Origin of the sequence: Halobaculum limi (assembly GCF_029490015.1) — an archaeon.
Classification (GTDB): Archaea; Halobacteriota; Halobacteria; order Halobacteriales; family Haloferacaceae; genus Halobaculum; species Halobaculum limi.
On record NZ_CP120468.1, the window covers coordinates 2,031,579 to 2,056,505 of the forward strand.

Here is a 24,927-nt window from a genome sequence, read left to right on the forward strand (position 1 = left end):
CGCCGTTCAGTCCAGTTCGACCCAGGCCCCGTTCGCGTCAGACCGCTCGACGGCGTCGAGGACGCGCTGTACCTCGTAGGCGTCCGCGAAGTTCGGGTGGAACGCCGTTCCATCGCGCACGCTCGACAGGAACTCGTAGTTCTCGTGGACGAACGTGTGCTCCCAGCCGATGACGTGGCCCGGCGGCCACCAGTGGTCGACGTACGGGTCGTCCGCGTCCGTGACGAGGACCGTCTCGTAGCCGCGGTTGTCGCCGGTCATCACCCGGAGTTCGTTCAGCCGTTCCAGCGAGAACTCGACGCTCCCCTCGGTGCCGTGGACTGCGATGGTGTGGTCGTTCTTGTGCCCCTCGGTCACGCGGGAGGCTTCAAACGTGCCCATCGCGCCGTTCTCGAACTCGACCTGTGCGGAGTAGGCGTCGTCGACGGTGACAGGCCGCGTCTCGTCGCTGCCCTCGACGGGTCGCTCCTCAGTGAACGTCTGCAGGTGGCCGGAGATACGCTTCATCTCGCCCGCGTGGTCGCCGACGAGGAAACGCGCGAGGTCGACCGTGTGCGCGCCGAGGTCACCGAGTGCGCCCGACCCGGCCGCCTCCTCGTCGTTGCGCCAACTCCACGGCGCGTCGGGGTCCGAGAGCCAGTCTTGGAGGTAGCGTCCGCGGACCTGACGGATCGCACCGAGTTCGCCCGCGTCGATGAGCCGTTTCGCGTAGCGGATGGCGGGGACGAACCGATAGTTGAACGCGCAGGCGGCGGGCACGTCGGCGGCTTGTGCGGCCCCGTGCATCTCGCGTGCACCCTCCAGCGTCGGTGCGAGCGGCTTCTCACAGAGGACAGGCGTCCCTGCCTCCAGCGCCGCGATGGAGGGGTCGACGTGGAGGTGGTTCGGCCCGAGGTTGTAGAAGACGTCCACCTCGTCGACCACCTCGCGCCAGTCGGTCGCGGTGTGCTGGAAGCCGAGCGTGTCGGCAGCCTCAGCGAGTGCCTCCTCGTCGCGGCCGATGATGGTGTGTCGGTTCGTCTCCGGGGCGTCGTCGAAGAACATCGGCAGGCGGTCGAGTGCGTTCGCGTGCGCCTTCCCCATAAAGCGGTAGCCGAGGACGCCGATGTCGAGTGGGTCACTCATCGTCGATCACTCCGCCCAGTAGGCGTCGCCGGGAGTCGTCTCGAAGACGGCGCGGTCGAGGAGGTCGACCGCCTTCTCCAGGCCCTCCCGCGAGGAGGTGAGCGAGTCCTCGTGTTCGATGGAGAGTGCGCCGTCGTAGCCGACCATCCGCAGCGTGGAGACGACGTCTTTCCAGTGTTCCTCGCCGTGGCCGTAGCCGACCGAGCGGAACAGCCACGAGCGGTCGCCCTCCTCGGTGTAGTCGGTCGTGTCGAGGACGCCCTTCTCGCGGGCCTGTGACTCGTACACCTTCGTGTCCTTCGCGTGGACGTGGTGGATGGCGTCGTGGTCGCCGAGCACGCGGATGGCCTCCGTCACGTCGATGCCCTGCCAGTAGAGGTGCGATGGGTCGAAGTTCGCACCGACTCGCTCGTTCGTGAGTTCGCGCAGGCGCAACATTCCGTGGGGTTCGTACACGAGCATGTTCGGGTGCATCTCGATGGCCAGGTCGACGCCGTGGTGGTCGGCGTGTGCGGCCAAGTCAGTCCAGTACTCTTCGGCGACCTCCCACTGGTAGTCGTGGGCGTCGGAGTGCTCGGTCGGCCACGGCGCGGTGACCCAGTTGGGAACCTCGTCGTTCGGGCCGCCTGCGGGCAGGCCGGAGAAGCAGGTGACGGTGTCGACGCCGAACTCGTCGGCGAGTTCGACCGCCTCACGGAGTTCGCGGTCGGCCTCGGCCGCGCGCTCTTCGTCGGGGTGGAGGGGGTTGTTGTGGGTCGCGAACGCGCTCACGCGGAGGTCGTACTCCTCCAAGTCCGAGCGAAGCGTCTCGCGGGCGTCCTCGTCGGCGAGCAACGCCTCACGGTCGGTGTGTGCCTGACCGGGCCACCCACCCACGCCCAGTTCGACTGCGCTCACGCCGATGCTCGAGAGGTACTCGAACGCGTCGGCCCGCGATTCTCCGCCCAACGGAACGGTCAGTACGCCGATATCCATACTCGCGAATTGAACTACGGACCGAATAAATCTGTATGTCCCGAGGGTGGAGTCGTCGCGCGAACACGCCGACCCGGAGGAGGTTCGTGTCCCTGTAACGCGGCGCTGGGTCAGGCGTCGCCGTCGCGGCGGTCGAGTGGGTCTTCGAGTTCGCCCATCACCTCTTCGAAGGCGTCGGTCGCCGTGAGGAGGCCGCGTATCTCGCCGTCGGAGACGACGAGTGCGAGTTCCTGCCCCTCCAACTGGAAGCGGTCGATGGCGTCCGCGACGGTGGTGTCGGGCGACAGCGTCATCGGTGGGGCCGCCGCAGCCGTGAGGTCGAGGCCGTCGTCCGTGAGGTCGTCTGTCTCCCGAATGATCGATGGGACGTACACGATGCCGACGAACTCTCCGCCGTCTTCGTCCAACAGGGGGAACCGCGTGTGCGGCGACCCACGCATCCGTTCGAGGTTCTCGACCGTCGACGCGCCCGTCGACAGCGTCACCATCTCCTCGGCGGGCACCATCACGTCCTCGACGGTTCGTTCGCCGACTTTCAGCGCATTGACCACCTCCTCTTGGCGCTCGTCGGCCACTGCTCCCTCCTCCAGCGTCGACGACACCCGCTGGCGGAGTTCCGCACGCGTCTCGATAGCGTCCTGTTCGGTCTCCAACCACGCGCCGGTCATCTCGACGCCGAACAGTTTCAGCGTCGCCTTCGCGATCCAGTCGCCGAAGGTGATGACCGGTGAGATGAGTTTGTGGAAGTAGTACAGCGGCGTCGCCCCATAGCGGGAGACGAACCGCGACCGCTCCACACCGAGGTACGTCGGCGTCTGCTCGCCGTGCGTGAGGTGGACGAGGTTGATAATCAGGAAGCCGAGCAGCGCGCCGGCCCCGACCGACGCGAACCTCGTGTCGGCGAACAGCGGTTCGAACAGCGCCGCAAGCGCCGGTTCCGCGACGATGCCGACCGCGATACTCGACGCCGTGATGCCAACCTGGCAGGTCGTGAGATACAGTTCGAGGCTCTGCGTCATCTCCCACGCGCGTTCGAGTGCGGGGCTGCCGTCGACGAACTCCTGTTCGGTGAACTGGCGCGCCCGCGTCAACGCGAACTCGATAGCGACGAAGAACCCGTTCGCGAGGATGAGTGCGACGCCCGCGAGGAGCCTGAACACGACCTCCGGCGTAGCCATCGTCGTAACCATCGGCCCGTCGTTGCTGGCGAACCGACAAAAAGCGGACGGCCGTCCAGCCGCTTCGGGTGACCACGAAGCGTCTTTCGGGGCCTACTCGTCGAGGCGAACCGCCGCTCCCGACTCGGTCGACCGGTAGATGCCGTCGATCACTCGCTGAACGGCCAGCGCCTGATCGATGGTGTTCCGACTCGGTTCGACGCCGGTCGCGACCGCTTCGAGGAACGTCGCCTGTTCGGCGCGGTGGGTGTCGACGTCGCGCGTCTCGACGTCCGTGTCGGTGAGATGGTGGCCCCCGCCGACGCCGTTCTCGTAGATGGTGAGGTCGCCGCTGCCGCGGTCGAAGTGAGCACCGGCATCGGTGCCGCGGACGAAGAAGTCGTTGTTCGCGGGCCGGTTTGTCGCCCACGCCGCCTCCAGCGAGACGGTCGTGCCGTCGGCCGTCCGGATAAACGCCGAGACGGAGTCGTCCACGTCGAAGTCGCCCGGTCCGGAGTCGTCGCCCCACATATCAATGTAGGTGTAGTCGTCGCGACCGCCGAACTCCGAGCGTGCGACGCCCGACACCTCGACGATCTCGGGGAAGTCGAGGAAGTACAGCGCCAGGTCGATGGCGTGGACGCCGATGTCGATGAGGCTGCCACCGCCGGCGACCTCCTTGCTCGTGAACCACGACCCGCGGCCGGGAACGCCGCGCCGGCGGATGAAGTTCGCCTCGACGTGGGAGACGTCGCCGAAGCGGCCCTCGTCTTGGTAGTGTTTGATCACTTCGACGGGCGCGGCGAAGCGGTTGTTGAACCCGACCATACAGATGCCGTCGGCGTCGCGTGCGGCGTCTGCGATCCGCTGGGCCGACTCCAACGAGTGGGCAAGCGGTTTCTCCAGCATCACGTCGAGTCCCCACTCCAGCGCCGAGACGGCGTACTCTTCGTGGAAACGGTTGGGCGTCGTCACCAGCACCGCGTCGACGATGTCGTACAGTTCGCCGGGGTCCTCGAAGCCCTGGGCGTCGAACCGGTGGATGAAGCGCTCCCGGGCGTCGGCGTCCACGTCCATCCCGCCGACGAGGTCGGCCCCGAGCGACTCCAGTCGTTCGGCGTGGTGGTGACCGATACCCCCTAGGCCGACGATACCGACGCGTACGCCAGACGGGTCGAAGCCATCGACGAGACTCATCTTGCCACCTCGCTAGTACTCAAATCTGAGTAACACATTCCTACCCCGTGAAACGAGGAGGGTATCAGTATAGTTGTCGTTCCTTCTCCTCGCGTTCGCGCTCGGCTTCCTCCTGCTCTTTCTGCTGGCGGCGACCGCGGAGATACTGCCGCGCCAGCGGCAGGAACTTGTTTTTCCCGTCCCGTACCAGCGCGTACAGCCCGTACGCCCACGGGATGAACAGCGCCGTCACCGCCGCGAGGTACAGGACTTCGACCATCCTACTCGGCCTCCTCGCTTGCCGCGTCCGCGGTCGTCTCGGCCACTCGCGAGACGCCGTGGACCAACGCTTGTGAGGTGGCGTCGTCGAACAGGTGGATCTTCGCGCGGTCGAGGACCACTTCCAGTTTGTCTCCCTCTGCGAGTTCGCTGTCGGGGGAGACGCTCATCAGCAGACTGTCGTCGCCGACGGCGCTGCCGCCCATCCCCGTATCGACGTCCTCGTCGAGCAAGAGGTAGACGAAGATCTCGTCGCCCATCGGCTCCAGCACGTCCACCTCGACCTCCATCGTCTCGGTCGGGTCGGTGGCGTCGTCGATGAACTCCGTCGGGTAGACGTCTTCCGGTCGGACGCCGAGCGTCACGGTGTCGCCCGGCGACGCGCCGACGTTGTTGACGTCGAAGCTCACGTCGTAGTACTCAGAGGAGAACCCGGTAGTGGTGAGTTCGCCGCTCGTGAAGTTCATCGATGGCGACCCGATGAAGCCGGCGACGAACTCGTTTGCCGGCTCGTTGTAACACGTCAGCGGCGGGGCGAACTGCTGGAGTTCACCCTCGTTGAGGACCGCGATGCGGTCGGACATCGTCATCGCCTCCGCCTGGTCGTGCGTGACGTAGATGATGGTCGTCTCCAGTTCCTTGTGGAGGCGCTGGAGTTCCGTCCGCATGTGGACGCGGAGCTTTGCGTCGAGGTTCGCCAGTGGCTCGTCCATCAGGAACACGTCCGGTTCGCGCACGATTGCGCGGGCGATGGCGACGCGCTGGCGCTGGCCACCGGACATCTCGTCGGGCATCCGGTCGAGCATCCCCTCCATCTGGACGATGCGGGCCGCGTTCTCGACGCGGCGGTCGATCTCCTCCTTCTCGTAGTTGCGCAGGCGCAACCCGAAGGAGATGTTGTCGTACACGTCCATGTGGGGGAACAGCGCGATGTTCTGGAACACCATCGAGATGCCCCGGTCTTTCGGTGGGAGGTACGTCACGTCGCGCTCCCCGATGGTCACGGTCCCACTGCTGGGCGTGGTCAGCCCCGCGATCATCTCCATCGTCGTGGACTTCCCACACCCCGAGGGACCGACGAGCGTGATGAACTCGCCGTCCTCGATGTCGAGGTTCATATCCTCGACGGCGGTCACATCCCCGTACTGCTTCGTTACGTCTGTTAAGTGTACTCGTGCCATTGTTGTGTCCTGATTATTCCTTCAGTGCGCCCGCGGTCAGTCCGCTGACGATACGTTCCTGTGCGACGACGACGAGGATCGCGACCGGCAGCACCGCGATGATGCTGCCCGCGGCCATCACGCCGTAGGTGATCTGGAACTGGCCCGCGCGTTGCAGGCTCAGCAGGCCGCCCACGATGGGGGCCCAGTTGGCCGGTTGCCCGTTGTTCATCAACTGGCTGAAGAAGAACTCGTTGTACACAGAGATGAACGTGAGCACGCCCGCGGTGGCGACGCCGGGTGCCGACAGCGGGATGATGACCCGGAACAGCGCCCCCAGCCGGGTCGTCCCCTCGACGCGAGCGGCGTCCTCCAGTCCGTCTGGAATCTGCCCGTAGAACGTCGTGAGGATGAAGATAGACAGCGGCATAAACAGCGAACTGAACGGGAGGATCATCGCGCCGGGCGTGTTGTACAGATTCAGCCCCGGAATGACGTTCCCGGTGAACAGCTGGTACAGCGGCACGAAGAAGGCCGCCGGCGGGAAGTAACTGATCGCGAGGACCAGGAGCATGAGCGGTGCCCGGCCGGGGAACTCCAAGCGACCGAACACGTACCCCGCGAGACTCGCGAGCAGCAGCACGACGACGGTCGTCGACAGCGCGAGCACGAGGCTGTTGAACATGTACCGCAGGAAGTTGACCTTCTCGAACACCTCGATGAACACGCCGAACTGCGGTGTCGCTGGCAGCATCGACAGCGGCGCGTTCTCCGGTGTCACGGCCAACACCAGCAGGAAGTAGAACGGGAACAGTGTCGTCGCGAGGAAGAACACCGTCGCGACGTAGAACATCGCTCTGTACACCCGCTCTGGGTCGTCGATGGACCTCGCGACCCACCGCTGGAGCGGTCCGCGTTTCAGTTCCGGTTCCGCGCTCACGCCACCGTCCGTTCGTGTGTCGTCGCTCATGCCATATCACCACGTGCGTACCCGACGATGTACACCGAGACGACGACCCCGATGATCGCCGCCGTGATGAACGCGATGGTCGCCGAGGAGCCGAGCAGTCGGTTGTTGAACGTCGTCACCACCAGACACGACAGCGACGGAACCGTCGTACACCCGGCGACCGTCTCGATGAGTCCGTAGATGCGCATCGCCTGGATGGTGCGGAACAGCATCGCGACCAGCACCGTCGGCAGGATGATGGGCAGGGTGATGTACTTGAACCGCTGCCACGGCGACGCACCTGCGACCTTCGCGACGTCGAAGAGGCTGCGGTCGATGGACTGCATCCCTGCGAGGATGAGCAGCGCCATGAACGCCGTCGTCTTCCAGATGTCGGCCACGATGGTGATCATCGTTGCGTCCTGTGCGTTCGCGAGCGGCGTCACCGACAGTAGCCCGATCTGGTTGAGGAATGCCGGATTTTCGGCGGTCCCGACGAGGAACCCGATGTTCGGCTGGAACATCAGGTAGAAGATCATCCCCTGGACGACGATGGGAATCGCCCACGGGAGGATGATTGCAACCCGGATCCAGCGCCGCCCGCGGAAGTCCTGGTCGAGGATCAGTGCCTGTGCGAATCCGATCACCGTCTCGAAGGAGACGCTGATGATGGTGAACAGCAGGGTCACGGCGACCGCACTGTTGAACATCGCCTGCACGGTCAGTTCCTGTGGAAGGAACGGCGACGGCAACAGCGCCGTCCGCTGACCGGTGAGGATCGCGATGTAGTTGTCGAGTGCTACGAATCCTCCGACGCTCGCCGCACCCAGGCTGTCGGCGAACAGCGAGATACGGAACGTCGAGAGGAGCGGCCAGAACGCGATGACACCGAGCAACAGCAGTGCTGGTGTCAACAGCAGGTACGCGTACTGGGTTTCCGAGAGGTTCTCCATCCACCGGACAGCACTCGCGTATGCTCCGTCCCGTGTGCCGGCGGCCGGATCACCTCGTTGGGATTCTGTACTCATGCTTCTTGCTAACTATTGTGTATGACTGTGATAAATGTGCTGTGAATCGAGGGCGGGCTTGCGCTTTTACGCCGAGCTCTCGATCTCTTCGATGGAACTCTTCAGGTCGCTCATCGCCTGGGTTGCGGTCTTCTCCTGCCGCAGGGCAGCGTTGACCTCCCGGGCGATCTGCGTGGACTGCTGGCCCCACACCGTCGTCACGGGGCGCGGCAGCGCATTGTCGGCAGCGACAGCGAGGCTGTCGACGTAGCGACCGATGAGATCCAGCGAGCGGGTCTGCTCGGTGTCGATAAGGTCCGGAATCGGCGGGATCCAGCCACCAATCTCGGCCATCCGCAGGCGGACGGACTCCTCCTGCAGCGCCTGGAACACCTGCAGCGCCGCGCGCTTGCGCAAGTCGCTCGCGTTCGGGTTGAGGGTGAGGTGCCAGCCGCCCATCGCGGCGGTGGTGCCGCCGATGGAACTGTACTCGGACTCCTCCTCGGTGACCGCGTACGGGATTGGCATCACGCCCAGGTCCTCGCCGAAGACGTCCTCTGCGCCGTTGATGTTGATCGAGTACGGCCAGTTGCGGAGTGCGACCGCGTTGCCGTTCGTGAAGGGTTCACGAGCCGGCTCTTCGGTGTACTGGACGACGGCCTGCGGGGAGATGTTCTCGTAGCCCTCCAGCGCGGTGTCGTCGTTCTGCCCGTAGATGAACGTCCGCAGCATGCGGATGGCGTTGATGACGCCCTCGCCGTCGACGGTGATCGGCCGGTCGCCGATGGGGCCGAAGTAGTTCTCGAACTCGCCGAAGTAGGAGCCGCCGTGCGAGCCCATGAACTCGATGAACGAACAGCACGACAGCCCCTCGTAGGAGGAGCCCTGCCACAGGAAGCCGTTGTCGACGTCCGTGGCGTCCATCGTCTCTCGGACGACCGACGAGAAGTCGCTCCACGTCATCGCCTCGGTGGCCCACGTGTCGAAGTCGTCGTCGGTGTACCCTGCCTCACGCAGCAGGTCCTTGCGGTACTGAATGGTCGGCAGGTCGATGAACAGCGGGATGCCGAAGAGGTCGCCGTCAGTGTTTTGCGCCGTCGCGACCATATTGTCGACGTAGTTCTCCTCGACGTTCGAGGTGATGGAGTCCGGCAGCGCCGTGCTGAGGTTCGCGATCTGCTCGCGGGCGATGAACGGGATCGTCCACCCGTTGTCCATCATCATGATCGTCGGGCGCTCCTGGCCCGCCGAGAGGATCTGCTGGTACTGGGAGCGTCGGTCGCCGGTCGTGAACGAACCGGCGAGGAACTCGATATCGATGTTCTCCGGGAGGCCACCGTCCTCGCGGAGCGTCTGGATGATATCGTCTGCCGCGTTGCTGAAGTTGGAGTCGGCCGCGATCTGGATCGTCACGTCCTCGGACGGAGGCTCGGTGTTGATCTGCTCGGAGCCGCCACCGCCACCACCGCCGCCGAGGCAGCCAGCTAATCCGAGTGCCGCGCCCGAAGCGCCTGCGGCCGCGAGATACTCGCGACGCGAAACGCCGTTCCGTGTGCTATCGTCAGACATCGCGCTGTGATAGGGAACGATCGTTAATATAGCCCACGGGTTTAACAACAGCTGTTGTTAACCTATTTCGAGGGACGTAGACCCCTTAGAGAGCCGTACAACTCAAATTGGCTGCTAGAATGAGCCTGATCCGACGGGCGACCCCCGATCAGCGCTCCGGTGACTCGACCATCGTCAACCGCGTGGCCTCGATGTCCTCGACGAGTGCGCCCCACCCCCCGATGCTGACGAAGTCGCCGTCCACGTCGAGGTCGACCGTCACCTGTCCGGCCAACTCGAAGCCCATCTCCGCTTCCGACCCGAACGGAACCCGCACATCGACGACGGTCCCCTCGACGGTGCACTCCTCGCCCGTGTCGGTCCACTGCCCCTCGACTTTGATCCGGACGGGCGACTGTTCCCAGGCGATGTCGTCTAGCGCACGCACGAGATGACGGACGTCGAGGAACTCGGCCGGAAGTCCGTCGCCGGTCGCGTCGTACACCGTCCCCCACGGCTCCCACAGGCAGGTGAGGAAGTACCAGTAGAAGACGTACGTGTGTGTGCGATCGTTTACTAATACCCCGTAGCGATCGTACGAGTCCGGGTGGTGAGCGAACGACGCTCGTCGACGGTCGGCCAACGCGACGAACGGCGCCGGTAGCGGCCGATGCCGCGCCTCGAGACACACGCCCTCGAACAGGTCACGCGTCGGCGGCAAGTCCTCTTTCTCGGTGTGGACTGACACGCGCACGGAGACGCCTCGCTCGGTCGCCCGGCGGAGCGCCGGCGTGAGTTCCTGCAGGTGCTCGACCGTCGTCGACAGCAGGATCTGGTGGGTCGCCTCGTCGATGAACGACTCCGCCCGTTCGACGACGGTACGAAAGCGCGTGACGATGCTCGCGTCTCCCGCTTCCAGTTCGGGCTCTTCCCACCGCTGTTCGACCTCTTCGGCGGCTTCCTCCAATCGAGTCGCCCGTCGTCGGAGGTCGTCGAGGACAATGGATGGACTGTGTGCGCGTGCGCGAAGGGACCCCTGTTCGTACGTCTCGATGTAATCGAGGTCTTCGAGCGAGCGCAACACGTCGTAGATTCGCGGGGCGGGAACGCCGCTTGCGTCGGCCACGTCGGTCGCCGACGCTGTCCCCAGGTTCAACAGCGCGACGTACGCCTCGGCCTGATACGGGGACAGGCCAGCAGCCTCCAGGGTCTCGACGAGCGACTCCGTTTCCATACGTGGTGACGAGTAGGCACCGGCAAAACCGTACCGTCTGTCGTACTGACAACACGTCGACAGGTTAGTCCTTGCCGGGTGCTGGCCATCTAGGCGTCTTCGGTTCGGCGATTCGGGCGACTTGGTCGGGGGACAGGTCGAGCGACACGGCGTCGACGTTCTCGCGGAGGTGCTCGCTCGACCGCGGGCCGATGATAGGCGCCGTGACCACGTCCTGTTCGAGCAGCCACGCCAGCGCCACCTGTGCGGGGGTCGCGTCTTCCTCGTCGGCGACAGCGCGTATCTCGTCGAGAACCGCCCAGTTCTCGTCGGTGAAGCGGTTCCGAGTGTACTCGTCGCTTTCCGCGCGCAGGCCCTCGGCGGGCGCTTCTCCCCGTTCGTACTTGCCGGTGAGGAAGCCGCCCGCGAGCGGCGACCACGGGATGACGCCGACGCCCTCCGCTTCACACACTTCCAGCAGGTTCGCCTCCTCGTGGCGGTCGACGGCGCTGTACTCCGGTTGCATACAGGTGAATCGCTCGTAGTCTTCGATGTCGCTGGTGTAGAGTGCCTTCGTGAACTGATAGGCAGTCATCGTCGACGCGCCGATGTAGCGCACCCGTCCGCTCTCGACCAGCGAATCGAGCGCAGAGAGCGTCTCCTCGATGGGTGTCTCGTCGTCCCAGCGGTGGATCTGGTAGAGGTCGATGTAGTCGGTGCCCAGGCGGTCGAGACTGGCGTCGACTTGGTCGAGAATGTGCTTGCGCGAGAGGCCCTGTCCGTTTGGGCCGTCGAACATGTCTCCGTACACCTTCGTCGCCAGCACCAACTCCTCCCGACGGGCCGACGAGACGGCGTCGCCGACGATGGACTCCGACTCTCCGCGCGAGTAGACGTTGGCGGTGTCGAGGAAGTTGATGCCCAGATCCATCGCCTCGTGGATGAGGTCGACGCTGGCGTCGCGGTCGTTCATCATCCACGGCTCGCCGGAGCCGAAGTTCATACAGCCGAGACACAGTTGCGACACCTCCAGTCCGGTGTCGCCCAATCGTGTGTACGTCATCCCGTCTTTGTCGACCATACGCAACGCTCTCGGCGAGCGTCGATAAGCCTCGGGGACAGCAGAATCCGGGTGCGGAGGTATCGCGCGGCGCGGTCGGCGAGGCTGACGCGCTACGCCTTGGGGTACTGCGGCGTCTTCGGCGCTGCGATCCGGTCGACCTGCGATTCGCTCAACTCGACGCCGAGTGCCGCGACATTTTCGTGGAGGTGTTCGCTCGTGCGTGGCCCGATGATGGGTGCCGTGACCACGTCCTGTTCGAGTAGCCACGCCAGCGCCACCTGTGCAGGTGAGGCGTCTTCCTCCGCGGCGACCGCTCGGACCGCGTCGAGGACGTCCCAGTTCTCGTCGGTGAAGTAGCCACGGACCGACTCGGAGGCCGCGCCGCGTGTCCCGTCTTCGGGGTCGCCGTCTCGTTCGTACTTGCCGGTGAGGAAGCCGCCTGCGAGCGGTGACCACGGGATAACACCCACGCCCTCTGCCTCACACACGTCCAGCAGGTTCGCCTCCTCGTAGCGGGCGACCGCGGAGTACTCCGGTTGCATACACGCGAACCGCTCGTAGTCTTCGATGTCACTGGTGTACAGCGCCTTCGTGAACTGGTAGGCGGTCATCGTCGACGCGCCGATGTAGCGGACGCGCCCCGTCTCGACGAGGTGATCCAGCGCCGAGAGCGTCTCCTCGATGGGCGTATGCTCGTCCCAGCGGTGGATCTGGTAGAGGTCGACATAGTCGGTGCCGAGGCGGTCGAGACTGGCGTCGACCTGGTCGAGAATATGCTTGCGCGAGAGCCCCTGCCCGTTGGGACCGTCGCGCATCTCGCCGTACACCTTCGTCGCGAGGACGAGTTCGTCGCGGCTCGCACTCTCGACGGCGTCGCCGACGATATCCTCGCTCTCGCCGGTCGAGTAGACGTTGGCGGTGTCGAGGAAGTTGATGCCCAGATCCATCGCCTCGTGGATGAGGTCGATGCTGGCGTCGCGGTCGTTCATCATCCACGGCTGTTCGCTCCCGAAGTTCATACAGCCGAGACACAGTTGCGACACCTCCAGTCCGGTGTCGCCCAACCGCGTGTACGCCATCGTCTCGTCGTCACTCATACACGACGGCGCGGCGGCGAGCCGATTAACTCCCGGTGATCCGACGCGGACGACCCTCGTTCGCCGCTCGTCTGTGTGCAGATCACACGCACAGCGCCGCGGAATCGCTCGCAAAGACAATCCTTAAACGACGCGACGGGGAATTCGCGGGTATGGCTGGAACCATCGAAGTGCTCGTTCCCGGCGGCCAGGCCAACCCCGGCCCGCCGCTCGGTCCCGAGCTCGGCCCGACGCCCGTCGACGTGCAGGCGGTCGTCTCCGACATTAACGAACAGACTGCCGCGTTCGACGGGATGGAAGTCCCCATCACCGTCGAGTACGAGGACGACGGCTCGTTCACCATCGAGGTCGGTGTCCCGCCGACGGCAGAACTGATCAAAGACGAAGTCGGCTTCGACACCGGGTCGGGCGAACCCCAGAAGAACTTCGTCGCCGACATGAGCGTCGAACAGGTGAAGAAGGTCGCCGAGCAGAAGATGTCTGACCTGCTCGCGTACGACGTGAAAGCCGCCGCCAAAGAGGTCGGCGGTACCTGCGCCAGTCTCGGTGTCACCATCGACGGCGAGGACGCGCGGACGTTCGACGACCGCGTCGATGCCGGTGAGTACGACGACATCCTCGCCGACGAAGCGGCAGCGTAACGCCGGGTTCCACACCTCGTTTCACGGCCGCCGATGCTCGGCGGTCGCGTCTACTTCTCCAGGAGCGGTAGCGCTGCCGGTCACCACTCGACCGCCGAGTCGCGATAGCGCGTTCGCCGATGCGACCGCGTATTTCACGACCGCTGTGACGGGCAGAGCGGTTATCTTCCGACAGACCCGTCAGGACGTATGCACGATTACCACGCCCACTCCGTGTACTCGGACGGGAGCAACCTCAGGCGGATGCTCGATGCCGCCACCGAGGCCGGACTCGACGGCGTGGGCTTTGCAGATCACTGTACGCTCACTCGCGACCCACAGTGGCGACGGCAGCGTAATCGTTACGCCCGAAACTTCGACCGGACGTACGACCGCCGGAGGGCCGTGCTATCGTCGCTCCGTGCCGACTACGACGTCGACATCTACGACGCCGTCGAGGTGGACTACGAACCCGGGTTGGAGGAGCGAATCCGGTCGTTTCTCGACGAGGCTGGATTCGACTACGCACTCGGGAGCGTCCACTACGTCGGCGAGTACTCCGTCTTCTCGTTTCAGGACTTCTCGACGCCCGACACGCCGTCGCCCGAGGTGATGGTCGCGGACTACTACGAGACGGTCGCCTCGCTGGTCGAGTCGGAACTGTTCAACGTCGCCGCACACGTCGACGTCGTCGAGGCACACCCACAACTGACCGGCCTGCGAACGCCCGACCAAATCGAACGAGTTGCCGACGCGTTCACACGCTCGCGGACGATTCCCGAAGTGAACGCCAAGCGCGTGGGTCGGAGCGGGGGGCCAGACTTCCACCCGTCCGGTGACTTGCTGGACGCGCTCGTGGATCGAGGGGTACCGTTCACGCTCGGGACCGACGCCCACGACCCCAGTGAATACGACGTTCGCTCGAACGCGCTGTCCCGTTTCTGTGCTGCCCACGACCTCGAGGTGGTGTCGCCGTTCGACGTGCCGCCGCGTCGGCAGTCGGCCGATGAACGGCCACAGGCCGCCGAGTAACGACCGTGTGAACGGCACGCGAGGGGGCGGTTCCTTCGACGGCCTTAAGTGTCGCGTGGGCGGACGAGACGGTGAGACAGGCGTACGCCTGTTTCACTGACCCGTAGGAGCATTCCTGCGTACTACGGAGGTGAAAAATGGCAGATTCAATCGAGGACGCAGTAACCCAAGCACTGGAGAACGCCCCCGCTCGCAACTTCCGCGAGACCGTGGATTTAGCGATCAATCTCCGGGACTTGGACCTCAACGACCCGTCGAATCGAGTTGACGACGAAGTTGTGCTTCCGGCCGGAACCGGCCAGGAGACACAGATCGTCGTCATTGCGGAGGGTGAGACAGCCCTCCGTGCGGAAGACGTCGCAGACGACGTCCTGTCGGGTGACGACCTCTCGGAGTTAGCCTCCGACGAGGACGCCGCCAAAGACCTCGCAGAGGAGACCGACTTCTTCATCGCCGAGGCCGATATGATGCAGGACGTTGCGTCCAATCTCGGGCGCATTCTGGGGCCGCGCGGCAAGATGCCGACGCCGCTCCAGCCTGACGACGACGTCGTCGAGACCGTCAACCGCATGAAAAACACCGTCCAGATTCGCTCTCGCGACCGCCGCACGTTCCACACGCGCGTCGGCGCACAAGATATGAGCGCGGATGAGATCGCCGACAACATCGACGTGATCATCCGGCGGCTGGAAGCGGACCTCGAGAAGGGGCCGCTCAACATCGACGCGATCTACGTCAAGACGACGATGGGTCCGTCCGTGGAGGTGCCCGTATGAGCAGTTCCGCACAGGAGCGCAAGACGGAGACGATTCCGGAGTGGAAGCGCGAGGAGGTCGACGCACTCACGACGTTCGTCGACTCGTACGACGCCGTCGGCGTCGTCGACCTCACTGGCATCCCGAGCCGTCAGCTCCAGGATATGCGCCGCGACCTGCACGGGCAGGCCGAACTGCGGATGTCCCGGAACACGCTCATCCAGCGCACGCTGGACGAGGTCGACGCCGGCGTCGAGGAACTCGACGAGTTCGTCTCCGGCCACGTCGGCCTCATCGGGACGAACGACAACCCCTTCGGGCTGTACAAACAGCTCGAGGCGTCGAAGACCTCCGCGCCCATCGGCGCGGGTGAGGTCGCCCCGAACGACATCGTCATCCCCGCGGGTGACACGGGGGTCGACCCCGGGCCGTTCGTCGGCGAACTCCAACAGGTCGGCGCTGACGCACGCATTCAGGAGGGCTCCATCCAGGTGCTCTCCGATTCGCACGTGCTCGACGCTGGGGAAGTCGTCTCCGACGAACTCTCCAACGTGCTGGGCGAACTCGGCATCGAGCCGAAGGAAGTCGGGCTGGACCTGCGCGCCGTCTTCGCGGACGGCGTGCTGTTCGAGCCCGAGGAACTCGCCATCGACGTGGACGAGTACCGCGCGGACGTGCAGTCCGCCGCGGCGGCGGCGCGCAACCTCTCGGTCAACGCCGCCTACCCGACCGCCCGCACCGCGGGCACCCTGCTCGGCAAGGCCGCTGGCGACGCGAAGGCCGTCGGCCTGTACGCGGCCATCGAGGACGAGGAGCTCATCCCCGACCTCGTTGCCCGCGCGGACGCACAGCTGCGTTCGCTTGCGGCCGTCATCGACGACGACGAGGCGCTCCCCGAGGAGCTCCGCGGCGTCGAGGCGGCACCAGAGCCGGCTGCCGAGGAGGAGACGGATGAATCGAGCGACGACGAGGACACGGAAGCCGAGCCTGCTGACGACGACGCCGACGACGATGACGACGACGGCGACGGCGCAGAAGGCCTCGGCGCGATGTTCGGATAAACACAACTACACAGGACAATGGAATACGTTTACGCAGCACTCATCCTGAACGAGACGGGCGAGGAGATCAACGAGGACAACATCACGTCGGTGCTCGAAGCCGCCGGCGTCGACGTCGAGGAATCCCGCGTGAAGGCCCTGGTGGCCGCGCTGGAGGACGTCGACATCGAGGAGGCCATCGACACGGCCGCCGCAGCGCCCGCCGCGGGCGCCGCGGGCGGCGCCGCTGGCGGCTCCGCCGACGAGGCGGACGCCGACGACGGCGACGACGAGGACGACGAGGAGGCCGAGGCCGACGAGGCCGAGGACGACGAGGACGACGACGAAGGCTCGGGCGAGGGCCTGGGCGAACTCTTCGGCTAACGCCGGCGAGTCTCCTCGACTCCGACGACAGACTCGAGTTCACCACTTCTTTCGACGCCACACTCGCGAGCCGCAGGTGTGTCGATCTGGTCGGCGTCCAGTGCGAGCGTTGAAGTACGGGAACGGCACCAGCCACCAGCGGTGGTTCCCCTCTCCGAGTCTCCCGCAGGGACGCTCCTCGTCGCGTACACAGTCGGCGGGTGTCTGCTCGGCTGTTGTAGCGGCCTCGTCCCCGGCCTCCACGCCAACAACTTCGCGCTCTTGCTCGCGGGGGCCGCGCCTACGCTCGACGCGCCGCCGCTCCCGCTGGGGTGTGCGATGCTGGCCGCCGGCGTCGTCCACACGTTCCTCGACGTGGTGCCGGCGCTGACGCTCGGCGTTCCTGACGCCGCGATGGCCTCCTCCGCGCTCCCCGCTCACCAACTCGTCACCGAGGGTCGCGGGCGTGAGGCGCTTCGGCTCTCTGCTGCCGGCTCCGGTATCGCGTTGTGCGTCTCGCTCCCGCTGGCGGTCGGCGTCACCGCGGGGATGCGAGTCGCGTATCCGACGCTCAGCGCGTGGCCTCCGCTCGTCCTCGCGGCGGTGGCGGTGTTCCTCGTCGCGACGGAGGCGACGAACCGCCGCCGGGTCGCGGGCGCGGTGTCGTTCGCGCTGGCGACGGGGTTGGGACTCGCAGTCCTTGACGCGCCGACGGATCCGCTCGTCACGGCTGGCGGCGTGCTCGCCCCACTGTTCGCAGGGTTGTTCCGGGTTCCGGTGTTATTGCAGGCGGTCGGCGGGGCGGGCGTTCCGCCGCAGGCAGACGCGCGACTGGGTGTGACACGGCGTGAACTCGGTGCCGCCGCCGTCGCGGGTGCGGGCGGCGGCGCGGCCGTCGGCTACCTCCCCGGCGTCTCCGCGGGCGTCGCGTCCGTGCTAGCGCTACCGGCGACCGCCGGGCGCGACCCGGTGCGCGAGTACGTCGTCGCGACCAGCGGTGCGAACACGGCGACGGCGGTGTTCGCGCTGTTCGCTTACTGGGCGTTCGGGACGACTCGGTCGGGCGTACTCGTCGCGATGAACGAGGCAGGTGTTCCGGCGACGCTCACACCGCTGGTGGCGGCGCTCGTCGTCGCTGGTGCGGTCGGCGTCCTCGGCGTAGTCGTCCTCGGCGACGCGGCGCTTCGCGTGGTGGGCGCCGTCCCGACCACTCCGCTCGTCGGCGGTGTCCTCGTTGGCCTCGTCGGTCTCTCGGTTCTGTTCGCGGGACCGGCGGGCGTCGTCGTCCTCACGACCGCCACTGTCGTCGGATTCGTCCCAGTTGCGCTCGGCTGTCGGCGTGTACACCTGATGGGCGTGTTGCTCGGACCACTGATCCTCGCGTGAGCGTCTGGAACGCGGTGTGATACGCGGATTGTTGTCACGGATCTCGGCCGCGTCCTGCTCTCGTGCCGGGTGAAAGACAATCGTTAAAAGTCGTGCGACGGACTCTAGGCGTATGAGCCAGCCAGAGTCCGAGCAGCGCTCTCAGCGGCGCTGTGTCTCCTGTGGCATCAACGTCGCCGGGACGGCCGCCGCGACGTTCAAGTGTCCCGACTGCGGCACCCAGATCAGTCGGTGTGCGAAGTGCCGCAAGCAGAGCAACCTCTTCGAGTGTCCTGACTGCAGTTTCCGGGGGCCCTAACGATGGGGAAGGTCGCCGCGAAGATGAAGGTCATGCCGCAAAGTCCCGAGATCGACCTCGACGAACTGCAGGAGCGTCTGGAAGCGTCGCTCCCGCAGGGCGCAGAGATTCGCAACGTCGAGCGTGACGACGTCGCGTTCGGTCTCGTCGCACTCCTGCCTATGGTCGTCGTCCCCGACGACGCCGGCGGCACCGAAGCCGTCGAGGAGGCGTTTGCGGGCGTCGACGGCGTTGAGAGCGTGAAGGTCGAAGAAGTCGGTCGCCTGTAACTCCGGCACGACACCACGGGACGACACGTCCCGAACTTCTCTACTCACTGCATACACGAGCGATAGCGACGAGCGACGTCGCCGTTCGGTGGTCGCTCCAAGTTGCTACGAACCGAAACCCGAAACCGGGGGACGGCGCTCAGATCGTGCGAAGGCTTCATAGTCCCTCGCCCACCTCTCTTTGACAGACGTTCACATGGGACTGTACGACCGGATCCTCGTCCCGACCGACGGCTCTGACGGGGTCGAACGCGCCGTCCGCCACGCCATCGACCTGGCGGTCCAACACGGAGCGACCGTCCACGCACTGTACGTCGTCAACTCGGCGTCGTACGCCGGGATGCCGATGGAGTCGAGTTGGGAGGGTATCGACGAGATGCTCCGCGGCGACGCCGAAGACGCCATCTCGCTGGTCGAGGCGCTGGGCGACGACTACGACGTGCCCGTCGAGACGGCCGTCATCGACGGCTCACCGAGCAAAGAGATCGTCCGCTACGCCGAGGACAACGACTGCGACCTCGTCGTGATGGGGACCCACGGTCGCGGCGGTATCGACCGCCTGTTGCTCGGGAGCGTCGCCGAGAAGGTCGTCCGCGGGTCGTCGGTTCCCGTCCTCACGGTTCGCGTGACAGACCCGCGATAATCGTCGGAGGACTCGTCGCTGTTCTCGCCGATTCCTGCAACGGCCAGTTACTCTCCTGTAGGGCGGAGGTGTTCACAGTCGCCAGCAGTCACACGCACCGGCCCGCCGTCCGTCTCGACGACGAGTGCGCCGGGGAACTCGACGCCGACGGCGTCCCCCTCGACGACGCCGCCAGGGGTATCGACTCTGACGCGTTGACCCACAGTGTCACCGTATTTTTCCCACTCCGAGACGGCCCCGCGGAGGTCGTCTCGGAGGTCGTCGAACTCCTCGAGGATGCGCTGGACGACTACGCGCCGGTCGACCGGGTCACCGCGTTCTGCGAGTAGACTCGTCGCGCCGGCCTCCGGCGGGAGGTCCGCTGGACGGACGTTCGCGTTCAGGCCAGGGCCGACGGCGAGCCACGAGACGCGGTCGGCCTCGCCCTCCATCTCGGTGAGGATGCCACAGAGTTTCTGTCCGCCGCGGTCGCCGCCCTCCCCGACGAGTACGTCGTTCGGCCACTTGATCCGGGCGTCGACGCCCGCCTCCCGGCAGGCGCGCGTGACGGCGACCGCCATCGCGAGCGTGTACGCCGGCGCGTGTGCCGGGGGAACGTCGGGGCGACAGACGACGGAGAGCCACACACCACCGGGTGGCGACACCCACTCACGGTCGAGTCGGCCGCGCGAGGCGGTCTGTTCGTCGGCGACGACAGCGACGTCGCTGGCTCCGTCGGATGCGAGCGTACGCGCGCGATCGTTTGTCGACCCCACGGTGTCGTGATACTCGATCTGAAAGGGCGCGTCGAGGCCGTAGGTGATAGCCTCGCCGGAGTAGCCGTCGACGCCGGTGACGACGTAGCCGTCGTCGGTGCTCTCGACGTCGACGCCCGCCGCGCGGAGGGCTTCGACGTGTTTCCAGACGGCCGCGCGAGAGACGCCCAGTCGCGCCGCCAGTTCCGGGCCCCGTATCGGTCCATCGGTGAGGGCAGCGAGGAGCGCACGTCGCGTCGCTGGCAGTCCGGCGTCGGTCGTGTCTGCCGCCGACTCCGATCTCTCGTCGGTCACGGCGAGTCGCGACCGGGGTTCGCCGGCGTGAGTTCGCTCGAACGCCCGTCCGCCCGGACCGTGATCACCGTCGCGTCGAGTTTCCCTTTCAGATACGATTCGATGTCTGGGTCGGAGAACAGTTTCCGCAGCGTCCGCCGCCAGCGACTCGCCTGTTTCGCACCGATGACGACGACGTCCGCGCGTTCGGCGGCGACCTCGTCGAGGATGGTCTCTTCGACGAGAAACCCCCGGCGGACGACGTATCTGACGCTCGGGAGGTGGCCGAACTCGCGTTCGACCGCTCGTTTCAGCCCGGTTCGCGACACCTCGTTGGTATCGTGATACAGATCGACGTGGAGGACGGTCAACTCGGCATCGCGTTCCTCCGCGACCCGGATGGCCTCACCTAGCGTCGCCTTTGAGTGCTTGCTGAGGGGGTATCGCACAGGAACGACGACAAGGGTCATTTACAGACTGGTTGCGGCCGCGCGGCTAAATACTTCCTCTCCCGTGCGAGAATCTGTCTCGCGCTCAGTCCTCGGTCAGCGATCCGACGGTACGGCGTCGTCTGCCGTCGCTTTGCTGCCGGAGACGCGACGGATGCGTCCCGCTATCCGTGGGTCGATTCCGTGGTCGCGGATGTACGCAGCGAGTACGTCGTGTTGGATACCGAACTCGCCCGCGCGGTGGCGTTCGTCGATGCTGGGGAACTCGTGGTCCGAGTGGAGGAGGTACTCCGCCGTGGCGACGCGGTAGATGCGTTCGGGGTCGACGGCCTCGCCGCCGACCGTCGCGTCGACGAGTTCGGCCTCATCATCGTCCCAGACGACCTGAGCACCGCTGAGGTGGCCGTGCCACCAGTCGTCCTCGCCGAAGTCGACGACGGCCGCCGACATCTCGCGGAACGCGTCGAGCAGTTCCGCGCCGGTGAGTTCCGCGACGACGACGGGTTCCTCGAACGGAAGGACGGAGATGAGGTCCGCGAGCGTCACCTCGCCCGACAGGGGGTGGCCGAGGCGGAGGCCGCCGGCGTTCTGCAGACCGACGTCGGCATCCGCGGCCTCCCGGTAGGCGTCCGCGACGAGGTTCCCGATCCGACACTCGCCGCCGTGGATGGCCGCCTCCGTCCGCTCGATGGGGTCGTCGACGACGCCGACCGTCTGGTCGAGGCCGGCGGCGGCGATGCGTTCGCGTAGGCCGTCGGCGACCGTCGTATCCACGGGCGCGTCGTCGGGGTGGTGGCGCGTCACGCTCGCGCCCGACTCGTCGAGGGTGACCTCGAGGACGGTGTGCCCGTTGACGCCCGGCCGGGTGCACAACACGCCGTCGACCTCTTCTGCCCGTTCGCTGTGGACGTGGCCACCGAGGACGAGGTCGACGCCGTCGATGCGTGCGAGGTCGTCGTCGCCGCCGCCGAGGTGGGAGGCAGCGACGACGTAGTTGACCCCCTCCGCGCGCAGGTCGCTGACGGCGTCGCGTGCGGCCTCGTACGGGTCGGTGAACGTCATCTCGGCGGCCATCGGGTTCAGCGAGTCGGTCGCCGGGTCGGTGACGCCGAAGATGCCGATGCGGTCGCCGTCGACGTGTTCGACCGTCCACGGGACGACGCCCTCGGACTCGCCGAAGGGCTGGCCGTCTTCGTCGTAGACGTTCGCGGAGACCCACGTCTGCGGCGAGTCGGCGACGATGTCGCGGGCGGCGTCGGTGCCGAAGTCGAAGTCGTGGTTGCCGAACGTCTCCACGTCGGTGCCGACGGCGTGGTAGAAGTCGACCGCCTGGCGGCCTTTCGCGACGGTCGCGGCGACGCCGGGAGCGGTGTCGTCGCCGGTGCCGACCACGAGGGCGTCCGACCCGTCGAGCGAGTCGATCAGTCCCGCGAGGCGACCCGCGCGCTCGGGGTCGTCGTAGACGTTCTCGATATCAGAGTAGTGAACGAACCGAGGCATTCAGTCAGTTCCACCGTTCGGGCAGGCGGGCAAGAACGCTCCGGGATCGAATCGATCACAGCGACCAGATCAGGTCGCGGTCACGCCTCGGTCAGGGGAACGGGTGGTACGACCGCTCGGGCCGCGGTTCGAACCCCATCGACGCCGAGACGTTCTCCAGGCGGTCACCGAAGAACGCCTCCCCGGTGAACAGCGGTTGTGCCTCGGGGACGAGGACGCGCACGCCCTCGAAGCCGAGCGCCGCCACGTCACGCGTGGTGAGGCGGGCGGCGTACGCGTCGAGGTCGGCGTCGGCGAGTCGCGCTGTCACCGCCTCGACCGCGTCGACACCCGACAGCGACGCGACATCGTCGTCTGTCACGTCGGCCGCTGGCAGGGTCACGTCCGGCGAGACGAACGACCGAACTCGCTCGGGGAAGTCGGCGTACGCGCCGATGGCCCCCTCCTGTGCGTTCGACTGCTCGGGGCCCATCGCGCGCAGTTCCATCCAGTTTTGGAGCGCCTCAGCGAGGGCGCTCCGAGCGGCGGCCGCGGCGTCCAGATCCGCCGCCGATCCCATCGCGAACCGGGGCCACTCGCCCGTCTCGGCGTCACGGTGGACGGCCACACCGACGACGGGCACGTCCACGTCCTGTGTGAGCAGCAGCGTCGTCACCTCCAGGTCCTCGGTGCGGGCGCGACGCCGAAGCGCGTCGAACCCCTCGTCGTCGACGGTCAGCCCCATCGGATCGAACGTCGAGTACCACGACAGCATCGTCGCGTCCCGTTCCACCGTCTCGTACAGGCCCGACAGCACGGCCTCCGCCGTCGAGTTGCCGAGGCCGAGGCCGGTCGTGATGGGCGGGGCGAAGCGTTCCTGCGGCGGGGGGAACACGACGAAAGACGCCGGAAGCGACGCGGAGTCTCCCGTCTGGAGGTCGATGCCCTCGATCCACGGGATACGTTCGTCCTCGTCTGGCGTCTCTGCGCTTTCGGGCCGGACGAATCGGCCGACTGGAACCGCGTCGATCAGTCCATCGGTCGGAGCCGACCGGAACGACGACGCGCGGTAGGTGCCCGCGCAGTAGCGTTCTAACGCCTCCCCCACTGCTTTCGCGTAGGCGGCGTCCCAGCCCTCCGCGACGCCGGCGGCGAACTCCGCACATCGGGTGTCCGCGAACGCGGCGGTATCGGTCGTTCGCGCGATGTAGTACGGCGCGGGCATCGACTCGCGTTCCCCCACGTCGGTCACGAGGCCGAGTCGGTCGTCGACAGCGCGGTCCATCCGGTCGACCGCGTCCTCCAGCGAGGCCGGTTCCTCGCGGTCGGCCACCTCGAAGCCGGTCGGTGCAACCCCGCAATCACAGCCAGGTGAGGGGAGAAACTGGCGCTCTCGCCCGTCGACTTCGGTGACGGTTCCGGCGACGGCGTCACCCGAGAGATGTTGGATGGCTCGGCGTCCCGCGAGTGCGCCCGCGAAGCGGACGGCGCTGCGCGTCCCCTGTGGCGCGGCGTCCGTCGACGGAACGTTCGCGCGGACGCGGTCGCGGAGGCAGTTGTAACAGCCGGCATCTGGTGAGAAGACCGTGACTGCGGCGTCGATGTCGTCGAGCGGTCGGCCGCCGATACCGCCCACCTCGACGGCGACCCAGTCGTCGACGAGGCGGGTGGCGGTTCGGAAAGCGTCGTCGCCCGTCGTACCGACAACGACGGCGAAGTCGAAGCCGTCCAACTGCCCGGCGCTGACCTCCATCACGTTCGCGTCCACGTCGGCGAACGCCCCACGCACTGCCCCTGCGGCGGGCTCCGGCCCGACGATGGCGATGTCCATGCCCCGCTCGTGGCACGATTGACACAAAAAGGTGGTCGGTCACGGCGACCGCTGCGAGCGGCCGTCGTCGGGCGTCCGCCTCAGTTGAGCATCCGGTGAGCGACGCTGGCGAGTTCGTCGCTGCCGGCGGTTCGCAGGCGCTCGTCGCCGAGTTTCAGGCGCAGGCGCGGGCGGCCGACGTCGATGGGGACCTTCTCGGTGTCGATGAGGCCCATCTCTTCGAGGCGGGTCTTGGTGCGCGAGAATGTCGCCTTCGAGGCGATGCCGATGTCCTCGCCCCACTTGCTGATGTCGTACAGCAGCACGTCGTTTTTGGCAGCCACGAGCAGCGAGATGGTGACCTCGTCGAGGCCGTCGCCGTCGCCGCGCGCAGTCTCCAGGGACTGCAACACAGTGTCGAAGTCGGCGCGAACGGACTCCCCGATGTCGTCGTCGAGCGTGTCGCGCACTCGCGACAGCGAGGGCGTCCGAAGAACGAACGGCGTCGCGTCCGCCCACATCCCGTGGTAACTCTCGTAGGCGTCGGTGATGAACGACTCGTCGTCCGCCGAGAGTGCCGCGACGTACTCGCCGGCCGAGACGAGTGCGTACAAGACGCCTTCGCCGACGACGAGCGTGTTGTCCACGTCGCCGTCGAGTTCGCGCAGGGTCATCCGGTCGCTGTCGACCAGGTCGGCGGCGTCGGCGGCCACGAGGAAGTCGTCCATCAGGTCTTTTAGCAGTCGGTCGTCGGCGAGGACGTGCAGCGTCGGCAGGTCACCCTCGTAGTCGGCCGCGATGTCGACGAGCGACTCCATCACCGACACGGTCGGGTCGACGACTAACAGTTCGTCGTCGTCGCTGTCGAGTATCGAACCGAGTACGTCGGCCATCGATCGCTCCAGATGGTTCGCGGTCATTCTTAGAAAGAATATCTCTCGTAGCATATTTAATACTAACGGGTAAAACGGTGAATCAACGGTTCTACGCGGGAAATACGGGCGCT

The 24,927-nt window shown here is 66.3% G+C and carries 26 protein-coding genes; 9 read left to right on the forward strand and 17 right to left on the reverse strand.

The genetic code is table 11. The features are described 5' to 3' along the window. Positions 1-6: 6 nt before the first annotated feature. From P0D77_RS10155 to P0D77_RS10210, 12 genes are all read right to left on the reverse strand, one after another. Positions 7-1,125 carry a Gfo/Idh/MocA family protein gene (locus P0D77_RS10155; RefSeq protein ID WP_277552959.1) on the reverse strand — a complete coding sequence of 373 codons (1,119 nt, stop codon included), beginning with the start codon at positions 1,123-1,125 and terminating at the stop codon, positions 7-9. Between the two features lie 6 nt (positions 1,126-1,131). After that, on the reverse strand, positions 1,132-2,100 hold the full coding sequence (locus tag P0D77_RS10160) for a sugar phosphate isomerase/epimerase family protein (protein WP_277552960.1): 969 nt from the start codon (positions 2,098-2,100) through the stop codon (positions 1,132-1,134). A 110-nt stretch (positions 2,101-2,210) separates the two neighbouring features. Next, on the reverse strand, positions 2,211-3,278 hold the full coding sequence (locus tag P0D77_RS10165; RefSeq protein WP_277552961.1) for a CNNM domain-containing protein: 1,068 nt from the start codon (positions 3,276-3,278) through the stop codon (positions 2,211-2,213). A 93-nt stretch (positions 3,279-3,371) separates the two neighbouring features. Then, complete coding sequence (locus P0D77_RS10170; protein ID WP_277552962.1) at positions 3,372-4,454, reverse strand: Gfo/Idh/MocA family protein; 1,083 nt, start codon at positions 4,452-4,454, stop codon at positions 3,372-3,374. Between the two features lie 64 nt (positions 4,455-4,518). Next, on the reverse strand, positions 4,519-4,713 hold the full coding sequence (locus P0D77_RS10175; RefSeq protein ID WP_277552963.1) for a DUF8005 family protein: 195 nt from the start codon (positions 4,711-4,713) through the stop codon (positions 4,519-4,521). 1 nt (position 4,714) lies between these two features. Then, positions 4,715-5,893 (reverse strand): ABC transporter ATP-binding protein, encoded by a 1,179-nt coding sequence (locus P0D77_RS10180; protein WP_277552964.1) that lies wholly within the window; start codon positions 5,891-5,893, stop codon positions 4,715-4,717. Between the two features lie 13 nt (positions 5,894-5,906). After that, a complete protein-coding gene (locus tag P0D77_RS10185) occupies positions 5,907-6,842 on the reverse strand; it encodes a carbohydrate ABC transporter permease (protein WP_277552965.1) in 936 nt (311 codons plus the stop codon). Beyond that, positions 6,839-7,849, reverse strand: coding sequence for a carbohydrate ABC transporter permease (locus P0D77_RS10190; RefSeq protein ID WP_432764800.1), 1,011 nt, complete (start codon positions 7,847-7,849; stop codon positions 6,839-6,841). The genes P0D77_RS10185 and P0D77_RS10190 overlap by 4 nt, the downstream gene beginning before the upstream one ends. Positions 7,850-7,915: 66 nt before the next feature. Next, positions 7,916-9,397, reverse strand: a complete 1,482-nt coding sequence (locus P0D77_RS10195) for an extracellular solute-binding protein (RefSeq protein ID WP_277552966.1) — start codon at positions 9,395-9,397, stop codon at positions 7,916-7,918. Positions 9,398-9,545: 148 nt separating this feature from the next. After that, positions 9,546-10,610, reverse strand: coding sequence for a TrmB family transcriptional regulator (locus P0D77_RS10200; RefSeq protein WP_277552967.1), 1,065 nt, complete (start codon positions 10,608-10,610; stop codon positions 9,546-9,548). 64 nt (positions 10,611-10,674) lie between these two features. Next, positions 10,675-11,652: an aldo/keto reductase gene (locus tag P0D77_RS10205; protein WP_432764843.1), complete on the reverse strand. Its 978-nt coding sequence runs from the start codon at positions 11,650-11,652 to the stop codon at positions 10,675-10,677. Positions 11,653-11,762: 110 nt separating this feature from the next. After that, positions 11,763-12,731, reverse strand: coding sequence for an aldo/keto reductase (locus P0D77_RS10210; RefSeq protein ID WP_432764844.1), 969 nt, complete (start codon positions 12,729-12,731; stop codon positions 11,763-11,765). Between the two features lie 170 nt (positions 12,732-12,901). Between P0D77_RS10210 and P0D77_RS10215 the strand changes: the two genes are divergently transcribed. The 9 genes from P0D77_RS10215 (at position 12,902) to P0D77_RS10255 (ending at position 19,155) form a co-directional block, all read left to right on the forward strand. Further along, a complete protein-coding gene (locus tag P0D77_RS10215; protein WP_277552970.1) occupies positions 12,902-13,390 on the forward strand; it encodes a 50S ribosomal protein L11 in 489 nt (162 codons plus the stop codon). A 189-nt stretch (positions 13,391-13,579) separates the two neighbouring features. Further along, a complete protein-coding gene (locus P0D77_RS10220; protein ID WP_277552971.1) occupies positions 13,580-14,401 on the forward strand; it encodes a PHP domain-containing protein in 822 nt (273 codons plus the stop codon). Between the two features lie 137 nt (positions 14,402-14,538). Further along, positions 14,539-15,177, forward strand: a complete 639-nt coding sequence (locus P0D77_RS10225) for a 50S ribosomal protein L1 (RefSeq protein ID WP_277552972.1) — start codon at positions 14,539-14,541, stop codon at positions 15,175-15,177. Continuing rightward, the gene (locus tag P0D77_RS10230) at positions 15,174-16,217 is read left to right on the forward strand and encodes a 50S ribosomal protein L10 (RefSeq protein ID WP_277552973.1); all 1,044 of its coding nucleotides are present in this window, start codon (positions 15,174-15,176) and stop codon (positions 16,215-16,217) included. The genes P0D77_RS10225 and P0D77_RS10230 overlap by 4 nt, the downstream gene beginning before the upstream one ends. An 18-nt stretch (positions 16,218-16,235) precedes the next feature. After that, positions 16,236-16,580, forward strand: a complete 345-nt coding sequence (gene rpl12p, locus P0D77_RS10235) for a 50S ribosomal protein P1 (protein ID WP_277552974.1) — start codon at positions 16,236-16,238, stop codon at positions 16,578-16,580. A 141-nt stretch (positions 16,581-16,721) separates the two neighbouring features. Further along, positions 16,722-17,945 (forward strand): tripartite tricarboxylate transporter permease, encoded by a 1,224-nt coding sequence (locus P0D77_RS10240; RefSeq protein WP_277552975.1) that lies wholly within the window; start codon positions 16,722-16,724, stop codon positions 17,943-17,945. Between the two features lie 112 nt (positions 17,946-18,057). Next, a complete protein-coding gene (locus P0D77_RS10245) occupies positions 18,058-18,243 on the forward strand; it encodes an HVO_2753 family zinc finger protein (RefSeq protein ID WP_277552976.1) in 186 nt (61 codons plus the stop codon). A gap of 2 nt (positions 18,244-18,245) precedes the next feature. Further along, the gene (locus P0D77_RS10250) at positions 18,246-18,512 is read left to right on the forward strand and encodes an elongation factor 1-beta (protein ID WP_277552977.1); all 267 of its coding nucleotides are present in this window, start codon (positions 18,246-18,248) and stop codon (positions 18,510-18,512) included. A gap of 196 nt (positions 18,513-18,708) precedes the next feature. Next, positions 18,709-19,155 carry a universal stress protein gene (locus tag P0D77_RS10255; protein ID WP_277552978.1) on the forward strand — a complete coding sequence of 149 codons (447 nt, stop codon included), beginning with the start codon at positions 18,709-18,711 and terminating at the stop codon, positions 19,153-19,155. A gap of 47 nt (positions 19,156-19,202) precedes the next feature. Here the strand turns inward: P0D77_RS10255 and P0D77_RS10260 are convergent, their stop codons facing one another. The 5 genes from P0D77_RS10260 to tbsP form a co-directional block, all read right to left on the reverse strand. After that, on the reverse strand, positions 19,203-20,156 hold the full coding sequence (locus tag P0D77_RS10260; protein WP_277555782.1) for a biotin--[acetyl-CoA-carboxylase] ligase: 954 nt from the start codon (positions 20,154-20,156) through the stop codon (positions 19,203-19,205). A 44-nt stretch (positions 20,157-20,200) separates the two neighbouring features. Then, positions 20,201-20,653 (reverse strand): universal stress protein, encoded by a 453-nt coding sequence (locus tag P0D77_RS10265; RefSeq protein WP_277552979.1) that lies wholly within the window; start codon positions 20,651-20,653, stop codon positions 20,201-20,203. Between the two features lie 75 nt (positions 20,654-20,728). Beyond that, on the reverse strand, positions 20,729-22,132 hold the full coding sequence (locus P0D77_RS10270) for a bifunctional metallophosphatase/5'-nucleotidase (RefSeq protein WP_277552980.1): 1,404 nt from the start codon (positions 22,130-22,132) through the stop codon (positions 20,729-20,731). A gap of 91 nt (positions 22,133-22,223) precedes the next feature. Next, positions 22,224-23,942 carry a YcaO-like family protein gene (locus P0D77_RS10275; protein ID WP_277552981.1) on the reverse strand — a complete coding sequence of 573 codons (1,719 nt, stop codon included), beginning with the start codon at positions 23,940-23,942 and terminating at the stop codon, positions 22,224-22,226. A gap of 80 nt (positions 23,943-24,022) precedes the next feature. Next, the gene (gene tbsP / locus P0D77_RS10280) at positions 24,023-24,841 is read right to left on the reverse strand and encodes a transcriptional regulator TbsP (RefSeq protein WP_349770046.1); all 819 of its coding nucleotides are present in this window, start codon (positions 24,839-24,841) and stop codon (positions 24,023-24,025) included. Positions 24,842-24,927 lie beyond the last annotated feature (86 nt).